This window comes from Streptomyces yongxingensis (assembly GCF_055597465.1).
Window position 1 is genome coordinate 1,762,722 of record NZ_CM145717.1, and the last position, 17,956, is coordinate 1,780,677.

Sequence of the window (17,956 nt, forward strand, 5' to 3'; positions counted from 1 at the left end):
AGTGGGCGGGTCAGGGGGTGGAGGGCCAGGCGCCGGCGGGGGCCGATCCTCCGCGCACGCCGAGGCTGGTGAGCAGGTAGGCGACCAGTTCGCCGCGGCGCGGTATGAGGTAGAAGTGGTCACCGCGCATGGCGCGCAGGGTGAACGGGCCGGTGGTGTACGAGCGCCAGCCCTCGGCGTGCCGTGTGGTGACTCCGGTGTCCTCGGTGCCCACCACGGCGGTGACCGGGCAGTCGAGCGGCGGGCCCGGCCGGTAGCGGTAGCACTCGATGAGGCGGAAGTCGGCCCGGACGGCGGGCAGGAGCAGATCGCGGGTGGCGGCGTCGTCGAAGAGGGCGGGGTCGGTGCCGCCGAGTCTGCGCAGTTCGGCGACGAGTTCGGCCTCCTCGCGCCGGTGGATGTCGCCGCGGCGGGTGTCGGCGGGGGCGGGGTGCGCGGAGACGAACAGGCCGTGTACCGCGCCGGGGTCGCGTGCGGTCAGCCTGCGGGCGGTCTCGAAGGCCACCGCGGCGCCCATGCTGTGCCCGAAGAGCACGGTGGGCACCTCCTCGGCGCCGTCCCGCGCGGCCTCGGCCATCGCCTCGGCGAGCGGCTCCGCCAGTTCGTCCATGCGGTCCACCGGGGATTCGTCGATGCGGTCGTCTCGGCCGGGGTACTGGGCCGCGACGAGTTCGACGTCCGGGGGCAGGGAGCGCAGCCAGGGGTAGAAGAAGCGCGCGGCGCCTCCCGCGTGCGGAAAGCACACCAGGCGCAGCCGGGGCCGGCGGCGCGGCTGCGGTATGCGCAGCCAGGCGGTCCGCGACCGCGGGGCCCGGGTGGTGTGGCCGTCGCTCATCGCCCCTCCCCGCCTCCGCGCAGGGCGGTCGCGATCCCGGCCACCGTGGGCCGGCGCAGCAGATCCCGCAGCAGAGCGTCGAAGGGGACGGTCCGCGCCTCCGGCAGCTCCCGCCGGAGCCGGCCGACGAGTTGGGCGGCGAGCAGCGAGTCGCCGCCGAGGGCGAAGAAGTCGCCGTCGCGTGCGACGGGGCCGTCGCCCAGCACGGCCTCCCACTGGGCGGCGAGCCGTCGTTCCAGGTCGTCGCGGGGTGCCTCCCCGGTGCGCCGGGCGGCCTCGCCGGAGCCGGAGAGCCAGGAGCGCACGGTCTTCCGGTCGACCTTGCCGTTGGCGCCGAGCGGGATGGTGTCGACCGCTTCGAGGTGGGCCGGGATCATGTAGTCCGGGAGGCGCTCGGCGAGGTGGTCCAGGACGTCGGCGGTGACGACCTCCGCACGGTCGCCCTTGAAGGTCGCGGCGATCAGGTGCTGGCCGAGTCCGGACAGCGCCTCATCGCTGTCGCCGGGGAGCGCGAAGACCGCCTGGGCGCCGGCCGCGGTGAGCAGTTGCCGCCACTGCGGGAGGTCGAAGAAGGTCTGGTCGAGGCCCCGGCGCAGGTCCTCGAAGTCGCCCTCGTCGGGGTGCGCCTGGCCCTGGTCGAGGCGGACCAGGAACTCCATCGAGGTCATCAGCTCGTGGCGGTCCGCGGTGAGTTCGGTGAAGACGAGCCAGCCACCGGGGGTCAGCAGTTCGCGCAGCCGGTCCAGGGTATGCCCGATGTGCCGCGCGTTGTGCAGCACGTTGGCGGCGACGATGAGGTCGAAGGACTGCGGGCGGTATCCCTGCGCGCGGTGGTCGGCGTTGATGTCGAACAGCCCGTAGCGCATCCACGGTCGATCGCCGAAGCGCGCCTGGGCGGCGTTGAGGAAGAAGCGGGACACATCGGTGAAGAGGTAGTCGGGTTCGGCGGCGGCCAGCGCGGGCACCAGCTCCTGGGTGGTGGCCCCGACCCCGGCGCCGATCTCCAGCACCCGCAGCGGGCGGTGGGGCGGTGTGCCGGCGGCGAGCCGAGCGGCGACGGCCGCGGCGGCGCGGTTGAGGTAGCGCACGATCAGGTTGTCGGCGAAGGCCGCCTGCGCCGTCTCCAACTGTCCGTCGGGGAAGAGCAGCCGCACCTGGTCGAGGTCGCCGCGCAGCAGCTCAGGCAGCCGCTCCATGCTGGTGCGGAAGAGGGTGAGCACCGGTGCGGGCCACAGTCCGCCGCCGTGCCGCTCGTGCTCGTCGATGGCCGCCCAGGCCCGGTCGAGTGCTTCTCGATCGGCCGGGGCCGGATCGAGGAGGCGGCCGGTGCCGGGTTCGCGGGTGACCATGCCCGCCGCTTCCAGCGCGGTGAGCCAGCGGCGCACCACCCGCTGGTGGCGGGGCACGGTGCCGGTCCTGCGCAGCACCTCCTCGGCGGTGGGCGGTGCGGCGCCGGGGGTGAAGGCGCCGAGCCGGTGCAGGGCGGCGGCCATCGCGGTGAGCGCGGCCTGGCTCAGCAGCCGCCCGGACCGGTCCAGCTCGCCGCGGCGCCCCGGTGGTACGACGCGACGCCCGGCGGCGGCCCCGGCCCGCTCCAGCTCCACCGCGGTGGAGCTGGAGCGGGCACCGAGCTCGGCCGGTGTTCCGGTGACGACGGCGGCGATGCGCCGGTCCGCGGCCCGCTCGCCCACGACGGTGGCCACGGCCCCACCCACCTGGGGGTGGGCGAGCAACGCCGTCTCGATCTCGGCGAGTTCGATGCGATGACCGCGCACCTTGACCTGGAAGTCCTCGCGGCCGAGGAATTCGATGGCGCCGTCGGGCAGCCGCCTGCCCAGATCGCCGGTGCGGTAGAGCCGTTCACCGGTGTCGGGGTGGCGGACGAAGCGCTCGGCCGTGCGCTCGGGGTCGCCGAGATAGCCCAGGGCCAGCCCGGTGCCTCCGATCCACAGCTCACCGGGGACGAGGTCCGGGCGGGGGCGCATGGCGGCGTCGAGCACATGGAAGGTCTGGTTGGCGAGCGGGGTGCCGTACGGGATGCTCCGCCAGTGGGGCGGCACCTGCTCGATGGGGTGGTGAATGGACCAGATGGCGGCCTCGGTCGCGCCGCCGAGACCGATGAGCCGAAGGCCGGGCACCCGGGCGCGGACCGCGTCGGGCAGGGTGACCGGAATCCAGTCGCCCGACAGCAGTGCCAGCCGCAGCGTCGGCAGCCGCAGCGAGGGATCGCCGTCCAGGTAGTGCAGGAGCATCTGGAGCTGGGCGGGCACCGAGTTCCACAGCGTGATCTCGTGGCGCCGGATCAGATCCGCCCAGTGGGACGGATCGCCGCGGCGTGCGGCGGCGGGCAGCACCAGAGTGCCGCCCGCGCCGAGCATCCCGAAGATGTCATAGACGGACAGATCGAAGCCCAGGGCGGCGAGTGCCAGGACGCGGTCGCCGGACCCCACCTCATAGCGCCGGTTGATGTCCTCGACGGTGTTCACGGCGGCGCGGTGGCTGATCATCACGCCCTTGGGGCGGCCGGTGGAGCCCGAGGTGTAGATGACATACGCCAGATCCTCGGGGCCGGTGGGCGGCTGTGGCGGCGGGCCCTGGTGCGCCGCGGGCTCAAGGGTGTCCACGGCGATGGTGCGCACCCCCGGTGGCCATGCGCCGGACAGCAGCCAGGACTGGGTGAGCACATGGCGCACCGTGGCGTCCTCGAACACGGTCGCCCGCCGTGCCGGGGGCTGGTTGGTGTCGACGGGCAGATAGGCGCAGCCCGCCAGCAGGACGCCCAGGACGGCGGCGATCTGTTCCCATCCCTTGTCCATGACCACGGCGACGGGCCGGCCGGGTGCGCAGCCGTCCGCACGCAGGGCGTCGGCCACGGCGGTGGCCCGGCGCAGCAGTTCGCCGTGGCTCATGCTCCGTGGGGTGGTGCCCTCCTCCCAGCGCAACGCTTCCCGTCCGGGGTCCCGCAGGGCGGCCTCGACGGCGGCCTGATGGAGAAGCCGGCCGGACTCGGGGGCCGCGGTGGCGTTGACGCGGCGGTGGACCTCCAGCTGACGGCCGGGGACGAGGGACGGCACGGGGCCGTCCCAGGCGCCGGCGTCCTCGGCGAGCCGCCGCACCAGCGTCCCGTAGACCTCGAACATCGCGTCGAGCACCCCGTCCGGAAAGAGTTCGTCGACCGCGTCCCAGGCCAGCAGCAGCCCGCCATCGTCCTCGTAGACCTGGTGGTCGAGCCACACCTGCGGGGTCTGCGAGAGCATCCAGCCGAATCGGCCCAGGGTGGTGCGGAACTCCTCGCCGACGAACTCACCGCCGAACGGGCCGCCGAGGTTGCAGGCGAAGACGATGGGGGCGGTGGCCGGTTCGTCCGGGCGGGCCCGGACGAGGTCGCGGAGCACCTCGACGGCGGAGTACCCGGCGTGCGCGACGTCCTCGCCCAGCCGGTTCTGGACCCGTTCGGCCAGGCGTGCGAAGGGGGCCCGGTCGGAGGTGTCGACCTCGACCAGCACCAGATTGGTGAAGTCGGCGACGAGCTGATCGGCGTCGGGGTGGAACGACCTGCGGTCGAAGAGCGGGAGGTTGAGCACGAATCGCTGCCGGGTGCTCCAGGCGCCCAGCACGGCGGCGTACGCGGCGGCGAGCCCCACCGCGGGGGTCACGCCGTGGGCACGGGCGTGGTCGGCGAAGGCCCGCCACGCGGCGGGGCCGAGCCGGTGGACGCGCCGGGTGAAACGGCCGCCCTCGACCTCGGCGGGGTCGGCGGCGAGGGGAAGCCGAGGGCCGCCGGGCAGGTCCTCGAGGCGGGCGCGCCAGTACGCGCGGTCCTTGTCGCGGCGTGCGGCGCGGTCGGCGTCGAGGTCGGTGAGATAGCGCCGGAAGGAGTAGTCGCGCTGCCGGTCCGCCACCGTGCCGGGGTCGTTGTAGGCGCGGGCCAGGTCGGTGAGGAGGATCTGGACGCTGAGGACGTCGGCGATGAGCAGGTCGATGTCGAAGTGGATGCGGGTGGCGCCGCCGGGGAGCCGGGAGAGCCGCACGTCGAACAGGGGGCCCTCGGCGACGTCGAAGCGGCGGTGCGAGAGGGTCTCGCGCACCCTGCGCAGCTCCTCCTCGACCCGCTCGGGCGCCTGATCGCCGAGGTCGAGGACGGTGAGTCCGGGCCACGGTGAATCGGGCTGGACCCGCTGGGTGCCGTCGTCCAAAAAGACGGCCCTGAGCATGTCGTGGTGGACGATCAGTTCCCGGACGGCGGCCTCGAGCCGCCCGGGGTCCACATCGCGCCCGTCGAACTCGATGTAGGCGTGGCAGCCGTTGCCACCCAGCGGCCGGCCGTCCTGGCGTCCGATCCAGTACGCCTGCTGCACGGAGGTGAGGGGGAACGGCTCGTCGTCCTCGGCCACGGTGGCGCGGGGCGCCGGGCGCCGGGTGGTACATCGGTCCCCGGGGGCCGCTGTGAGCTGCCCGGAGAGCAGCTTGGACCAGGCGGCCAGGGTGGGGCGGCGGGCCAGCGCGGCGAAGTCCACCTCCGCGCCGGCCGCCCGCCAGCGTCCTACCAGGGCCATGGTGCGGATCGAGTCCAGACCGCGGCTGATCAGGTTGTCCCCGGCGGCGAGGGAGGCGGGCGGCAGACCGAGAACGTCGGCCACCGCTTCGCGCACCCGGTGGTCGACGGACGGGGCGTCCTGCGTCATGGCAGTTCCTTTCGAAGCCATTTCGAAATTCCGCCCCACCCGATTTATCCGCGGCATCGAGTGGGGCCATCCGGAGATTTGAACGCTTCGCCAACCTACGACACCGCATCACCGAAACAAAGAGAGGTAACCGAAAGGCCAATACCCGCCCGACCCATGTCCCAGTAACGCCACTGAATACGGATATAGCGCCCCAACTCCCGAGCGAATGTTGCCATTGATTTATCGGAAGTTAACCATTCCGTTATTGACACAATACGCGTCGAATATGTCAGCCTTTACAGCGTCGTCAATCCTGTTGAAGCGTTCGCAAATACCCCTCAGATTTCCTTGTGCGCGAGGAGTGCGATTTCCCGTGGACCTGGCTGGATGGCCCGAAGAGTTCGCCGAGCGGTATCGCCGTGCCGGATATTGGGAGGGGCGGGCGCTGGGCGCCTTCCTGCCCGAGCACGCCCGTACGGATCCGCAGGCCACCGCCGTGGTGGCGGGCGAACGGCGACTGACCTACGCGGAGCTGGACCGCCGCGCCGAGCATCTGGCCGCGGGCCTGGCGGGCATCGGCATCCGGACCGGCGACCGGATCCTGGTCCAACTGCCCAACACCCCGGAGTTCTTCGTCCTGCTCTTCGCCACGCTGCGCATCGGCGCGGTGCCGGTGCTGGGCCTGCCCGCCTACCGCCGGAGCGAGGCCGTGCACCTGTGCCGGCACACCGGTGCCGTCGCCTACGTCATCCCGGACACCGACCCCGACCCGGGCACCGCCCCCGGCACCGGCACCGCGACGGGCACCGGCTTCGACTACCGGTCGCTGGCCCGGGAGGTTCGGGCCGAGGCGCCCGCCTTGCGCCATGTACTGGTCGCGGGCTCCCCCGGCCCCTATACCGCACTCGCCGAGGTCGAGAGGGCCGGGGCCGGGGCGTCCCCCGCCGCTCCGTTTCCCGCGCCGGACCCGGCCGGCCCCGCGCTGCTGCTGGTCTCCGGCGGCACCACGGGACTGCCCAAGCTCATCCCGCGGACCCATGACGACTACGCCTACAACGTGCGGGCGAGCGCGGAGGTCTGCGGACTCGGACGCGACAGCGTGTATCTGGCCGCGCTCCCCGTGGCCCACAACTTCGCTCTCGCCTGTCCGGGCGCCCTCGGCACCCTCGCGGCGGGAGGCACCGTGGTGCTCAGTCCCTCCCCCAGCCCGGAGACCGTCTTCCCGCTGATCGAGCGGCACCGGGTGACCATCACGGCCGTCGTGCCACCGCTGGCCGCCCTGTGGCTGCAGGCCGTCGACTGGACCCCGGCCGACCTCGGCAGCCTGAGGCTGCTCCAGGTGGGCGGGGCCCGGCTCGCCCCGGAGGTGGCCCGGCGCATCCGCCCGGTGCTCGGCTGTGCGCCGCAGCAGGTGTTCGGCATGGCCGAGGGGCTGCTGAGCATGACCCGGCCCGGTGACGACGAGGAGCACATCGCGACCACCCAGGGCCGCCCGCTCTGCCCGGACGACGAGATCCGGGTCGTCGGCCCGGACGGCCACGACCTGCCACCGGGGGAGGTCGGCGAACTGCTCACCCGCGGCCCGTACACCCTGCGCGGCTACTACCGCGCGCCCGAGCACAACCGCACGGCCTTCACCGCGGACGGCTTCTACCGCACCGGGGATCTGGTACGGCTGCTGCCCGACGGCGCACTCGTCGTGGAAGGGCGCAGCAAGGACCTCGTCAACCGTGGCGGTGACAAGGTGTCCGCGGACGAGGTCGAGGGCCATTTGCGCGCCCATCCGGCGGTGCTCGACGCGGCCGTGGTCCCCGTACCGGACCGTTTCCTCGGCGAGCGCACCTGCGCCTGCCTGGTGCTGCGCGAGGGGCGCTCCGAGGTCGGCGAGCCCGGCCTCGCCGCCTTCCTCGAACGGCGCGGTCTCGCCCGGTACAAGTACCCCGATCTGGTCCGCCTCGTCGACGCCCTGCCGCTGACCGGGGTCGGCAAGGTCGACAAACGCGCCCTGGCCCGGCTCGTGGCGGACGCCGCCCCATCATCGCCCGCCTGACCCCGCCGACGATCCCGACGACGACCCGCCCAGAAGGAGATCGCATGAACGCCGTCCGGCCCCGCCTCCCGCGCTCCGCGCGCCTCGTCCCCTACTCCGGAAGCCCCGCACACGCCGCGGCGCGGCTCGCCCGGTCCGGTCTCCACGACCAGTACGTGGTCTACGAACGCGACAACACCTGGTGGTACGCGGGCGGTTCGCGGGCGACGCTGTCCGTGGACCGCTCCCGGGTGACACTCCGCCACGGGGACACGCTGTTCCACGAGCACTGGGACACAGAGCCGCTCACGGCCGTTTCCCGACTGCTCGCCGCCCTGCCCTTCGACCGCTGGCGCGCCTACGGCTGGGCCGCGTTCGAGCTGTCGTACGCGCTCGGCGGGGAGGCGGACGCACCACAGGAGGCTCTCGCCGCGGCGGCCGATGAGCCGCTGCTGCACCTTGTCGTCCCGGCGGTCGAGGTGTGTTTCTCCCGGGACGGTGCCGAGGTGCGATGTACCGGCGCCGAGGACGCGGACACCGTCCGCGGCGCGCTCGCGGGGCCCGATCCGGCCGGGTTCCCGGAGCCGTCCGGGAACGGGGCGCCGGCGGCGCTCGCGCTCGACCTCGGCGACACCGCCCCCGGCGCCTATCACGACGCCATCGCACGGGCCGTCTCCGCCATCCGCGACGGTCGGCTGCAGAAGGTGATCCTCTCGCGCACCGTCCCGGTCCCCCTGGATGTGGACCTGGCGGCGACCTACCTCGCCGGACGCGCCGTCAACTCCCCCGCGCGCTCCTTCCTGCTGCGGCTGGGGGGCATCGAGGCCGCGGGCTTCAGCCCGGAGACCGTCGTGGAGGTGACCCCCGACGGACGGGTGTCCACTCAGCCGCTGGCCGGCACCCGGGCGCTCACCGGCGATCCGGCCGTCGACGCCGAGCGCCGCGCCGAACTGCTCACCGACGCGAAGGAGATCTATGAGCACGCGATATCGGTCCAGGTCGCGTGGGAGGAGATGACGGCCGTCTGCCAGGACGGCTCGGTGCGCGCCGAGGAGTTCATGGCGGTCAAGGAGCGCGGCAGCGTCCAGCACATCGCCTCCCGGGTGACCGGGCTGCTGCGCGGCGACGCCGGCGGTCCGTGGTCCGCGCTCGCCGCCGTCTTCCCCGCCGTGACCGCCTCCGGTGTGCCGAAGGCGGCCGCGTACCGGGCGATCCGCCGTCTGGAGCGGGAGCCGCGCGGCCTGTACAGCGGCGCGGTGCTCACCGTCGACAGCGAGGGGGCCATGGACGCGGCGCTGGTGCTGCGCACGGTCTTCCGCAGCCGTGGCCGCACCTGGCTGCGAGCGGGGGCCGGAGTGGTGGCGCAGTCGCGGCCCGAGCGGGAGTTCGAGGAGACCTGCGAGAAGCTGCGCAGCGTGTCCCGGTCGCTGGTGCCCGCGGCCGTGCCGGGGGACCGACCGGACAGGTCCGCCTTTTATTCCTAACAGCCCTGTTCGACTTGACCGAGGCTTCGGGCTACCCTGAAAATCTAACACCACTGTTCAACTTAAGGAGTGGTCCGTCGTGCCGTCGTCGTCCTCCCCACCCCCGCCCGCCGCCGGCGCGGCGCCGTCCGACGCGGCGGGGCACCCACTGCGCTGGCTGATCCTGGCGGTGCTGTGCCTGAGCCTGCTGATCGTCGGGCTGGACGTCACCGTGCTGAACGTGGCCCTGCCCACCCTGGTGAGCGAGCTCGGCGCGTCCACCAGCGAACTGCAGTGGCTGGTGGACATCTACAGTCTGATGGCGGCAGGACTGATGCTCTTCGCGGGCAGCCTCGCCGACCGGTTCGGCCGCAAGCTCGTCTTCCTGTCCGGTCTGGTGCTCTTCTCCGGCGCCTCCGCCACCGCCGCCTACGCCGACAGCACCACGAGCCTGATGGCCGCCCGGGGTGTGATGGGCGTCGGGGAAGCCCTCATCATGCCCGCCACGCTCTCCATCATCGGCAGCGTCTTCGCCGACCCCGCCGAGCGGATGAAGGCCATCGGACTGTGGTCCGCCATGATCGGCGTGGGGCTGGCCATCGGCCCGCTCGTCGGCGGCTGGATGCTGGGCCGGTTCTGGTGGGGCTCGATCTTCCTGATCAATGTGCCGATCGGTGGCCTCGCCCTGCTCATCGCGCTCAAGATCGTGCCGAATCCGCGCGCCGCGACCACCCGCGCCCTCGACCTCGCCGGGGCGCTGTTGTCCGTGCTGGGCATCGGCACACTGCTGTGGGCGATCATCGAAGGACCCGTCAAGGGGTGGTCGTCCGTCCCCGTCCTGGCCGGCTTCGCGGTGGCCGCCGTGCTGCTGTCGGCGTTCCTCGCCCGGGAGCGCACCGCGCGCGAACCCATGCTGCCGCTTGCCATCTTCGCCCACCGCCGCCTGGCCGTCGGCAATGTCCTGGTGCTGCTCGGACTGTTCTCCCTGCTCGGAGCGCTCTTCGTGCTCGTCCAGTATCTACAGTTCGTCCTCGGTTACGACGCGAGTGAGACCGGACTGCGGATCGCCCCCACCGCCCTGGTCATCCTGATCGCCGCCCCGCTCGCCTCGTTCCTCGGCGGGCGGCTGGGCACCCGCTGGCTGGCCGCGATGGGCCTCACCTTCGCCGCCGTCTCCCTGATCCTGCTCGCGACGACCGAGGACGGGGACGGCTACGGGCGGCTGCTGGCCGCCATGCTCTTCCTCGGCTTCGGCGCCGGGTTCATCATCGGCCCCACCAGCGACGCCATCGTCGGCTCGCTCCCCGAGGACGACCTGGGCGTCGGGTCGGCCACCAACAGCGCCGCCGTCCAGCTCGGGGCCGCCCTCGGGGTCGCCGTCCTCGGCAGCCTGCTGTCGAGCACCTACCGCGCCGAGCTCCGGGACGGTGTGGCGGCGGACGGGGTACGGCTGCCACCCGCGGTGATGCACCACGCGGACGACTCGGTGGGGGCCGCCCTCGCCGTCGCGGCGGAGCTGCCCGTCCGGGCGGGCGGAGCCCTCGCCTCCGCGGCCCGCTCGGCGTATGTGTCCGGTATGGGGCCGTCCATGTTCACCGGAGCGGCGGTGGCCGCCGTCGGCATCGTCGTGGCGCTGGTGTTCTTCCCGCGCGGCAGCGTCCAGCGGTCCCCCGGGGCCGGGCGGGAGCCCGCCGGGGACACCGCGGCCGAGGAGCCACAGTCCCGTGTCCGGCGCTGACCCCCGCAGCCGTCGCACGGCGCCCGGTGCGCCACCGGCCCCCCGGCCGGTGGCGCGCGCCGCGTCGGCTCCGGATACCGCATGGGTGAAGCAGGTGGCATACGCTCCCCTCATGGCCACGCCCTCACGAGCCCGCCGCACCCCGGCCACCGACCGCGCCGAGCCCCGGCGCCGCGCCGATGCCGAGCGCAGCATCACCGCGATCGTCACCGCCGGACTCGACTGCTTCCGCCAGGACCCCGGGGTGAGTATGACGGCGGTGGCCAAGGCGGCGAAGGTCAGCCGGGTCACGCTGTACGCCCACTTCCCCTCCCGCGAGGCCCTGTTGGACGCGGTGCTGGCGCACTCCCTCGACCAGGCGGACGCCGCACTGCAGGCCCAGCACCTCGACGAGGGGCCCGCGGACGAGGCGTTCTCCCGGCTGGTCCGCTCCTGCTGGCGGATTCTGGACCGGCATGCCTTCCTGCTCACCGCGTCGGAGGGGGTCATCACCCCGGCCCGGCGCCGCAAGCACCACGAGAAGGTCCTCGCGCGCGTCGAGCGGCTGGTGGCGCGCGGACAGCAGGAGGGCGTCTTCCGCACCGATCTCCCGCTGTCCTGGCTGGTGACCACCTTCTACAGCCTGCTGCACTCGGCGGCGGCCGAGGTCGAGGGCCGACGCCTCAAGGCGGCGTCCGCCCCCGATGTCCTCGACCGTACGCTCTCCTCCGCCTTCCGCCGCTGAAGCCCGCCCTCCCCGGGCCGCGTTCCGCGGCGATCCGCGTTCACGAGCGGCCGTGGCGCAACAGCGGTCCGCGTTCGAATCGTCCGCGTTCATACATTCACAGCAGGCCGAACTGGGAAAGAGCATCGGCCAGGTTCCAGTAAAGGCTCTCCCGCTGGATCAGGCCGTCCGCCGAGAATTCATAGAGAGTCGCCCCGCGCACCGAAAAGCGTTTTCCCTCCGCCGCCGCGGCGAGTTCCGGAGGAATTCCGTCCAGCGGACCCTTGAGTGTGCCGGACAGGGTCCAGCGCGCCGCCGCGAAGTGGTCGTGGGCGAAGATCCCCGCCACCTCCATATGGGTGTCCGGGATCGCGGCGACCCACTGCCGAAACCCCGCTTCCAACTGGTCACGCCCCTTCCACACGGTGCCGAGCGGCATGTCCTCGGAGGACGCGTCCTCGGCGAAACAGGCCACCCACGGCTCGACGGCACCCCGGTTGAGCGCATCGAAGCAGGCGTGGAGCAACGCCGTCCGAGCGTGGTCGGTGCCATTTTCCGATACCTGCGGCATAAATTCTCCCCCGGATCGACTCGTCGGGAAATCCCCAGCGCCTCACAATAGCCGTGCGAACATGGCGAATTGAAGAGCTCGGCACGGAAATTCCCCGGCCTTTCGTATTCCGTCTCCGGCGCCCCGCCGTGCGCTCCGGCCGCCGAGGGGCTCGAAGGACGCGTGCGACCGCCGTTCCGGGATACCCATCAGATATGAGACGCATCAGTGACTTCGACCGCCGGCTGTTCGCGCGGGTCGCGGACAGCCGGCTCCGCGGTGCCCATCCGCTGCTGCCCCGGCTCAGCCGGGCCGCCGACCACGGCCGGCTGTGGTTCGGCACGGCCGGAGTGCTCGCCACGGTCGGCGGCCGCACCGCGCGGCGGGCCGCGCTGCGCGGGGTGGGCTCGCTCGCCGCCGCCTCGCTCGTGTCGAACGTCGTGGTCAAGTGGACCGTGGAACGCAAGCGTCCGGTCCTGGACGCGGTGCCCCTGGTGCGCCGGCTGCGCCGGCAGCCGTGGACCAGCTCTTTCCCCTCCGGGCACTCGGCCTCCGCCGCCGCCTTCGCCACCGGGGTGGCCCTGGAGTCCCCGCGGTACGGCCTGCTGGTCGCCCCGCTCGCCGCCGCCGTCGCCGCCTCCCGGGTGTACGTGGGCGTCCACTACCCCAGCGATGTGCTGGCCGGTATCGCCCTCGGCGCCGGGGCCGCCGCGCTGACCTGCCGCTACTGGCCGCCGCGCCCCCAGGTCCCGGCGCAGGCCCGGCCGCGGATCTCGGCGCCCGCCCTGCCCAAGGGCGACGGTCTGGTGGTCATGGTCAACCAGCGGGCCGGTACCGGAACCCCCACCGGCGGGTTCACGGTCGCCGAGCAGCTGCGGGTGCTGCTGCCCGCCGCGGACATCGTGGAGTGCGGGCCCGACGACGACTTCATGGGCCTGCTCCGGCGGGCCGCCCAGCGCGCCGCCGAGCGGGCCGGGGCGCTGGGCATCTGCGGCGGGGACGGCAGCGTCAACGCGGCCGCCACGATCGCGGCCGAACGCGGGCTGCCGCTCGCCGTGTTCCCCGGCGGCACCCTCGACCACTTCGCGCTGGACCTCGGCGTACCGGCCTTCGAGGACACCGCGCACGCCGTGACCGAGGGCGACGCGGTGGCCGTGGACCTCGGCCGCGCCACGCCCCTCGCCGGAGGCGGCGAGACCAGCCACTTCGTCAACACCTTCACCCTCGGCTTCTACCCGGAGCTGGTGCGGATCCGGGAGAGCCTCCAGGGCCGGCTCGGCAAGTGGCCCGCGGCCGCCGTCGCGCTCACCCGGGTGCTGCGCACCGCGAGCCCCATGGAGGTCGAGGTCAACGGGCGGCCGCGGCGGCTGTGGATGCTGTTCGCCGGCAACGGCGTCTACTCCCCGGAGGGTTTCGCGCCCGCCTACCGTCAGCAGCTCGACGACGGGCTGCTCGATGTGCGGGCGATCGACGGCGAGGAGCGGCTGGCCCGCACCCGGCTGCTGATCGCGGCGCTCACCGGCACGCTCGGGCGGTCACACGTCTATACGACGCGGCGCATGCGCCAACTGCGCCTGTCGGGCCTCCACGACGTGGACAGCCGTGCCTACGACGGAGAGGTGGCCGCCGACCCCGCGGAGAAGCTGCTCATCGACAAGTGGCCGGGGGCGCTCACCGTCTACCGCCCCGCCGAGCCGCAGAACGAGCTGCTCCAAAGGGCCCGTACGGCGGCCGCGAAGGCACCCCATCGGTGGAGGGCCCTACTACGCAAGTAGTACGCGCAAGTCTGTGCTCAAGGACGACGACGGGGGCACACCTCACCGTCAAGGATGAGGGCATGGACGAAGACCGGTCGGCCCAGGGGGCCGCGACGTGACCTCCCTCGCGCTGTCTGTGCTGCTGGCCCTGGCCTCGGCGGTCTGCTACGCCGCCGGAGCCATACTCCAGGAGCACGTCGCGGCCACGACGCCGCGCCTCGCGTCCGCTCCGCTGCGGCGCGGGAGTTGGTGGACCGCGGTGACCCTCAACGGAGCGGGCGCGGTCCTCCATGTGATCGCCCTGGCCTACGGGCCGCTGAGCGTGGTGCAACCCCTAGGGGCTCTCACGATCGTCTTCGCCCTGCCGATGGCGGCCCTGTTCGTCCGCCGCCGGGTCGGCGCGGCCGGCTGGCGGGGCGCGCTGCTGGCCACCGTGGGGCTCGCCGGGCTGCTCTCGCTGACCGGCTCCTCGCGGGCCCAGGCGCTGGCCGAGCGGGACGGCTTCTGGCTGATCGTGATCACGGTCTCCGCCATCGCCGTACTGACCGGGGCGGCTCGTCTGATGCGGTCGCCCGGGATCCGCGGTGTGCTGCTGGCGGCGGCCGCGGGCACGGCCTTCGGCGTCTCGTCGGTGGTCACCAAGAACGTGGCCGTGGAGTGGACCTGGGACGCGTGGGAGGACGCCCTGCCCGGCCTGGTCACGATCGGGCTGCTGGCCTCGGGCGGGGTGCTGCTGTCCCAGGCGTCGTACCGGGGCGCCGGGCTGGCCTCGCCGCTGGCGACGGCGACCGTGGTCAACCCCGTGGTCGCCACCGCCGTCGGCCTCGCCGCGCTGGGCGAGCACTTCCGGCACGGCGCGCCCGGCACGCTGCTCGCGCTGGTGGCGGCCCTCGTCGCGAGCACCGGTCTGGTGATGCTGACGGTGCACAACGCCGAGGCGGAGGCCGAAGCGGAAGCGGCTGCCAAGGACGCCGAGGCCGCGGCCATCGAGGAGCCGGACGCCCCCCGACACGACGGGCGCGGCACCGCCGGCGGAGCCGGCGGGCCGGAGGTTCCCGAGGAGCCCGGCGGACCCGGCCCGCACGAGGTGCCGGCCGGCCCCGACGTGCCCGCCGAGCCCGGCCCCTCGCTCCGTCTCCCGCACCCGATTCCCCGCCAGCCCACCGGCGACGAGGAGCCCGACCCCCACCTGTCGCACCCGCGTCTGCCTGACCCGCGTCTACCCGACTGTGGCGAGGCGGTCCTTCAGCACCACGCCTGAGCGCTCCGCTGGAAGTGTCACGACGCGTCGTCGGTCGGCTGCGGCACCGTCGTGGCTGGTCGCGCAGTTCCCCGCGCCCCTTCGGGGCGCACCCGAACCGCACCGGAATTCAGCAGCTCCACCAGCCCCGAGAGGCCCTCGTGGCCATGGCCGTCGGCGACCCGGCGGGCCATGAGGTGGCCGATCGGGGCGATGAGTTCGGGGCTGATGCCCTGGTCCCGTGCGGAACCGGTGAAGTTGGCATACGCGGCCGACTGCATGGCCAGGTTGGAGACCACCCCGGTGGCGTGGTCACCGGAGTCGATCTGCCGCGCGTAGCCGTCCACCGCCCCGGACATGGCGGTCAGCCAGCGCCCCATCAGCGGGGCGACATCGGCCGCCGCCACACCGTCCGACCGTACGAGGGCGTAGGCGTGCAGCACGCCGGAGAACATCCCGTACATCGCGCTGAGCAGGGCGATGTCGTACAGCGGGGCACGGCCGGGGTCCTCGCCGAGGTGGTGGCTCTCGCCGAAGACGTCCAGCACGGGCCGGTGGTCCGCGAAGGCGGCGGGCGAGCCGCTGTAGAGGAGGAAGGCGGCGGGTGTCGCGATCATCGGCGGGACGGCCATGATGCCGCCGTCGAGGTACTGGGCACCGTGTCCGGCCGCCCACGCGGCCAGCTCACGGGCCTGCCGCGGAGTGCCGTTGGTGAGGTTGACGACGGCCTTGCCGGACAGGGCGTCCCCGAGGGGGGCCAGCACCTGCCGTACGGAGTCGTAGTCGAGCAGGCAGACCACCACCAGGGGGCTCGCGGCGACGGCCTCACCGGCCGTGGCGGCGGTCGGCGCGCCCTCGGCGGCGAGCGCCTCGGCCTTGACGGCCGTACGGTTCCACACCGTCGTCCGGTGCCCGGCCCGCAGAAGGGCGCGGGCCAGGGCGGTGCCCATGTCGCCGAGGCCCAGCACCGTCACGGGGGTTTCGCTCATTTCGGTTGCTCCAGGGGTTTCGATACGGCTTGGTCGTAGGGGTCGGGCGCGCCGATCACAGGCTCGTTCCCCGGCGGTAGTGTGGGCAAGTACGCACTAAATAGTGCGTACTTACCTTCGGGTCAGTGGGGGCGGGCGGGGCCAGTGGGAGAGAAGCCTTATGTCTGCGGTCTGGACGCGGCCGTGGACGTGATCGACGGGAAGTGGAAAGTCCTGATCATCTGGGCGCTCAATCACCAGCGGTGCCGTTTCGGGGAGTTGCGGCGGCTGGTTCCGGGCGTGACCGAGAAGGTGCTGACGCAGCAGCTGAGGGAGTTGGAGGCGGACGGAATCGTCCACCGGGAGATCTACGACGTGAAGCCGCCGAAGGTGGAGTATTCGCTGACCGAGCTGGGCGACGAGCTGAACACGGCGCTGGGCCCGCTGGGCGCGTGGGGCAAGCGATGGATGGCGGCGCTGGAGGAGGCGGGGCAGGGCTGACCTCCGGGCCGGTTGGGCAGGCCGTATGCCGTCCGGCGACGGGCCGTACGCCGTCCGGCCGGGGCGGCGGCTCCGCCGGGGTCGCGACCCCACCGCGGAAACTCTTTTCCAACCGGCCCTCCGCGGGGTAGGGGTGTGGAGATCACCCCGCTCACTTGGAGGCCCCGTGACCGACAGCGCTCCCCGGAGCCAACCACGCACTCCCTGGCGAGCCGTGTTCGGCGGCTCGATCGGAAATCTCGTCGAGTGGTACGACTGGTTCGTCTACGCCAGTTTCGCCACCTACTTCGCCGGAGCCTTCTTCCCCAAGGGCAACGACACGGCGCAGCTCCTCAACACCGCCGGGATCTTCGCGGTGGGCTTCTTCATGCGTCCCGTCGGCGGCTGGCTGCTGGGCCGGTTCGCCGACCGGCGCGGCCGCAAGGCGGCGCTCACCCTGACGGTGACGCTGATGTCGGCCAGCGCGCTGCTCATCGCCATCGCCCCGACCTATGACCAGGTCGGCTACTTCGGCGCGGTCGTGCTGCTGGTGGCGCGGCTGCTGCAGGGCCTGTCGGTGGGCGGTGAGTACGCGGCCAGCGCCACCTATCTCACCGAGGCGTCCCGGCCCGGCGGCCGCGGCTTCGTCTCCAGCTTCCAGTACGTGTCGATGACGATGGGTCAGCTCATCGGTCTCGGTCTGCAGATCCTGCTGCAGCACACCATGTCCGATGACGCGCTGCACTCCTACGGCTGGCGCATTCCGTTCGTCGTCGGCGCCGCGGCCGCGGCCGTGGTCTTCTGGCTCCGGCGCAATCTGCTGGAGACCGAGGTCTATACCGAGGAGGACGCCCACCAGGACGAGCGGGGGACGATCGCCGAGCTGCTGCGCCACCGCAAGGAGGCGGCACTGGTCATCGCGCTGACCATGGGCGGCACGGTCGCGTACTACACGTACACCACCTATCTCACCAAGTACCTGTCGAACACGGCCGGGATGAGCAAGTCCGACGCCTCGCTGGTGAGCTTCTGTGCCCTGTTCCTGTTCATGCTGTTGCAGCCGCTGGCCGGATCGCTCTCGGACCGGATCGGGCGCCGTCCGCTGCTGATCACCTTCGGCATCGGCTCGATGCTCTGCACCGTCCCGATCATGACCGCGCTCTCGCACGCCGACAGTTTCGCCGGGGCGCTGCTGCTCTCGCTCGCGGCGCTGGTCATCGTCACCGGCTACACCTCGATCAACGCCGTGGTGAAGGCCGAGCTGTTCCCCACCCACGTCCGGGCGCTCGGGGTGGCCCTGCCGTACGCGCTGGCCAACGCACTGTTCGGCGGCACGGCCGAGTATGTGGCGCTGTGGTTCAAGAAGGGCGGTGTGGAGTCCGGGTACTACTGGTACGTCTCGGCGTGTGCCGCGGTCTCGCTCGTCGTCTACCTCACCATGCGGGAGACCCGCGACGCCGCCCTCTCCCGGGGCCGCGCCGACGACCCGGCCGCCCCGGGGAAGCAGCGGACGACGGCGGTGTGAC

At 72.8% G+C, this 17,956-nt stretch carries 12 protein-coding genes; 8 read left to right on the forward strand and 4 right to left on the reverse strand.

Translation table 11 applies throughout. The annotated features are described in order from the left end of the window. Positions 1 to 10: 10 nt before the first annotated feature. Together ACZ6TD_RS06915 and ACZ6TD_RS06920 are read right to left on the reverse strand one after the other, a co-directional pair. Positions 11 to 835 carry a thioesterase II family protein gene (locus tag ACZ6TD_RS06915; protein ID WP_471351628.1) on the reverse strand — a complete coding sequence of 275 codons (825 nt, stop codon included), beginning with the start codon at positions 833 to 835 and terminating at the stop codon, positions 11 to 13. Next, positions 832 to 5,520, reverse strand: coding sequence for a non-ribosomal peptide synthetase (locus ACZ6TD_RS06920; RefSeq protein ID WP_471351629.1), 4,689 nt, complete (start codon positions 5,518 to 5,520; stop codon positions 832 to 834). Before ACZ6TD_RS06920 ends, ACZ6TD_RS06915 begins: the two co-directional genes overlap by 4 nt. Positions 5,521 to 5,875: 355 nt before the next feature. Between ACZ6TD_RS06920 and ACZ6TD_RS06925 the strand changes: the two genes are divergently transcribed. The 4 genes from ACZ6TD_RS06925 (at position 5,876) to ACZ6TD_RS06940 (ending at position 11,456) form a co-directional block, all read left to right on the forward strand. Continuing rightward, positions 5,876 to 7,552, forward strand: a complete 1,677-nt coding sequence (locus ACZ6TD_RS06925) for a (2,3-dihydroxybenzoyl)adenylate synthase (RefSeq protein ID WP_471351630.1) — start codon at positions 5,876 to 5,878, stop codon at positions 7,550 to 7,552. A 44-nt stretch (positions 7,553 to 7,596) separates the two neighbouring features. After that, the gene (locus ACZ6TD_RS06930; protein WP_471351632.1) at positions 7,597 to 9,015 is read left to right on the forward strand and encodes a salicylate synthase; all 1,419 of its coding nucleotides are present in this window, start codon (positions 7,597 to 7,599) and stop codon (positions 9,013 to 9,015) included. A 79-nt stretch (positions 9,016 to 9,094) separates the two neighbouring features. Then, positions 9,095 to 10,732, forward strand: coding sequence for a DHA2 family efflux MFS transporter permease subunit (locus ACZ6TD_RS06935; protein ID WP_471351633.1), 1,638 nt, complete (start codon positions 9,095 to 9,097; stop codon positions 10,730 to 10,732). 112 nt (positions 10,733 to 10,844) lie between these two features. Then, positions 10,845 to 11,456 carry a TetR/AcrR family transcriptional regulator gene (locus ACZ6TD_RS06940; RefSeq protein WP_471351634.1) on the forward strand — a complete coding sequence of 204 codons (612 nt, stop codon included), beginning with the start codon at positions 10,845 to 10,847 and terminating at the stop codon, positions 11,454 to 11,456. A gap of 97 nt (positions 11,457 to 11,553) precedes the next feature. Here ACZ6TD_RS06940 and ACZ6TD_RS06945 read toward each other — a convergent pair whose 3' ends face one another. Continuing rightward, positions 11,554 to 12,006 (reverse strand): nuclear transport factor 2 family protein, encoded by a 453-nt coding sequence (locus tag ACZ6TD_RS06945; RefSeq protein ID WP_471351635.1) that lies wholly within the window; start codon positions 12,004 to 12,006, stop codon positions 11,554 to 11,556. A 194-nt stretch (positions 12,007 to 12,200) separates the two neighbouring features. On the opposite strand from ACZ6TD_RS06945, the gene ACZ6TD_RS06950 reads away from it, so the two are divergent. Both ACZ6TD_RS06950 and ACZ6TD_RS06955 read left to right on the forward strand, forming a co-directional pair. Next, positions 12,201 to 13,760, forward strand: coding sequence for a phosphatase PAP2 family protein (locus ACZ6TD_RS06950; protein ID WP_471351637.1), 1,560 nt, complete (start codon positions 12,201 to 12,203; stop codon positions 13,758 to 13,760). A gap of 97 nt (positions 13,761 to 13,857) precedes the next feature. Further along, a complete protein-coding gene (locus ACZ6TD_RS06955) occupies positions 13,858 to 15,003 on the forward strand; it encodes a DMT family transporter (RefSeq protein ID WP_471351638.1) in 1,146 nt (381 codons plus the stop codon). 17 nt (positions 15,004 to 15,020) lie between these two features. Here ACZ6TD_RS06955 and ACZ6TD_RS06960 read toward each other — a convergent pair whose 3' ends face one another. Next, complete coding sequence (locus tag ACZ6TD_RS06960; RefSeq protein WP_471351639.1) at positions 15,021 to 15,971, reverse strand: NAD(P)-dependent oxidoreductase; 951 nt, start codon at positions 15,969 to 15,971, stop codon at positions 15,021 to 15,023. Between the two features lie 144 nt (positions 15,972 to 16,115). Here ACZ6TD_RS06960 and ACZ6TD_RS06965 point away from each other — a divergent pair, with 144 nt between their 5' ends. Together ACZ6TD_RS06965 and ACZ6TD_RS06970 are read left to right on the forward strand one after the other, a co-directional pair. Next, positions 16,116 to 16,451, forward strand: coding sequence for a winged helix-turn-helix transcriptional regulator (locus ACZ6TD_RS06965; RefSeq protein ID WP_471351640.1), 336 nt, complete (start codon positions 16,116 to 16,118; stop codon positions 16,449 to 16,451). 166 nt (positions 16,452 to 16,617) lie between these two features. Then, on the forward strand, positions 16,618 to 17,955 hold the full coding sequence (locus ACZ6TD_RS06970; protein ID WP_471351641.1) for an MFS transporter: 1,338 nt from the start codon (positions 16,618 to 16,620) through the stop codon (positions 17,953 to 17,955). Position 17,956 lies beyond the last annotated feature (1 nt).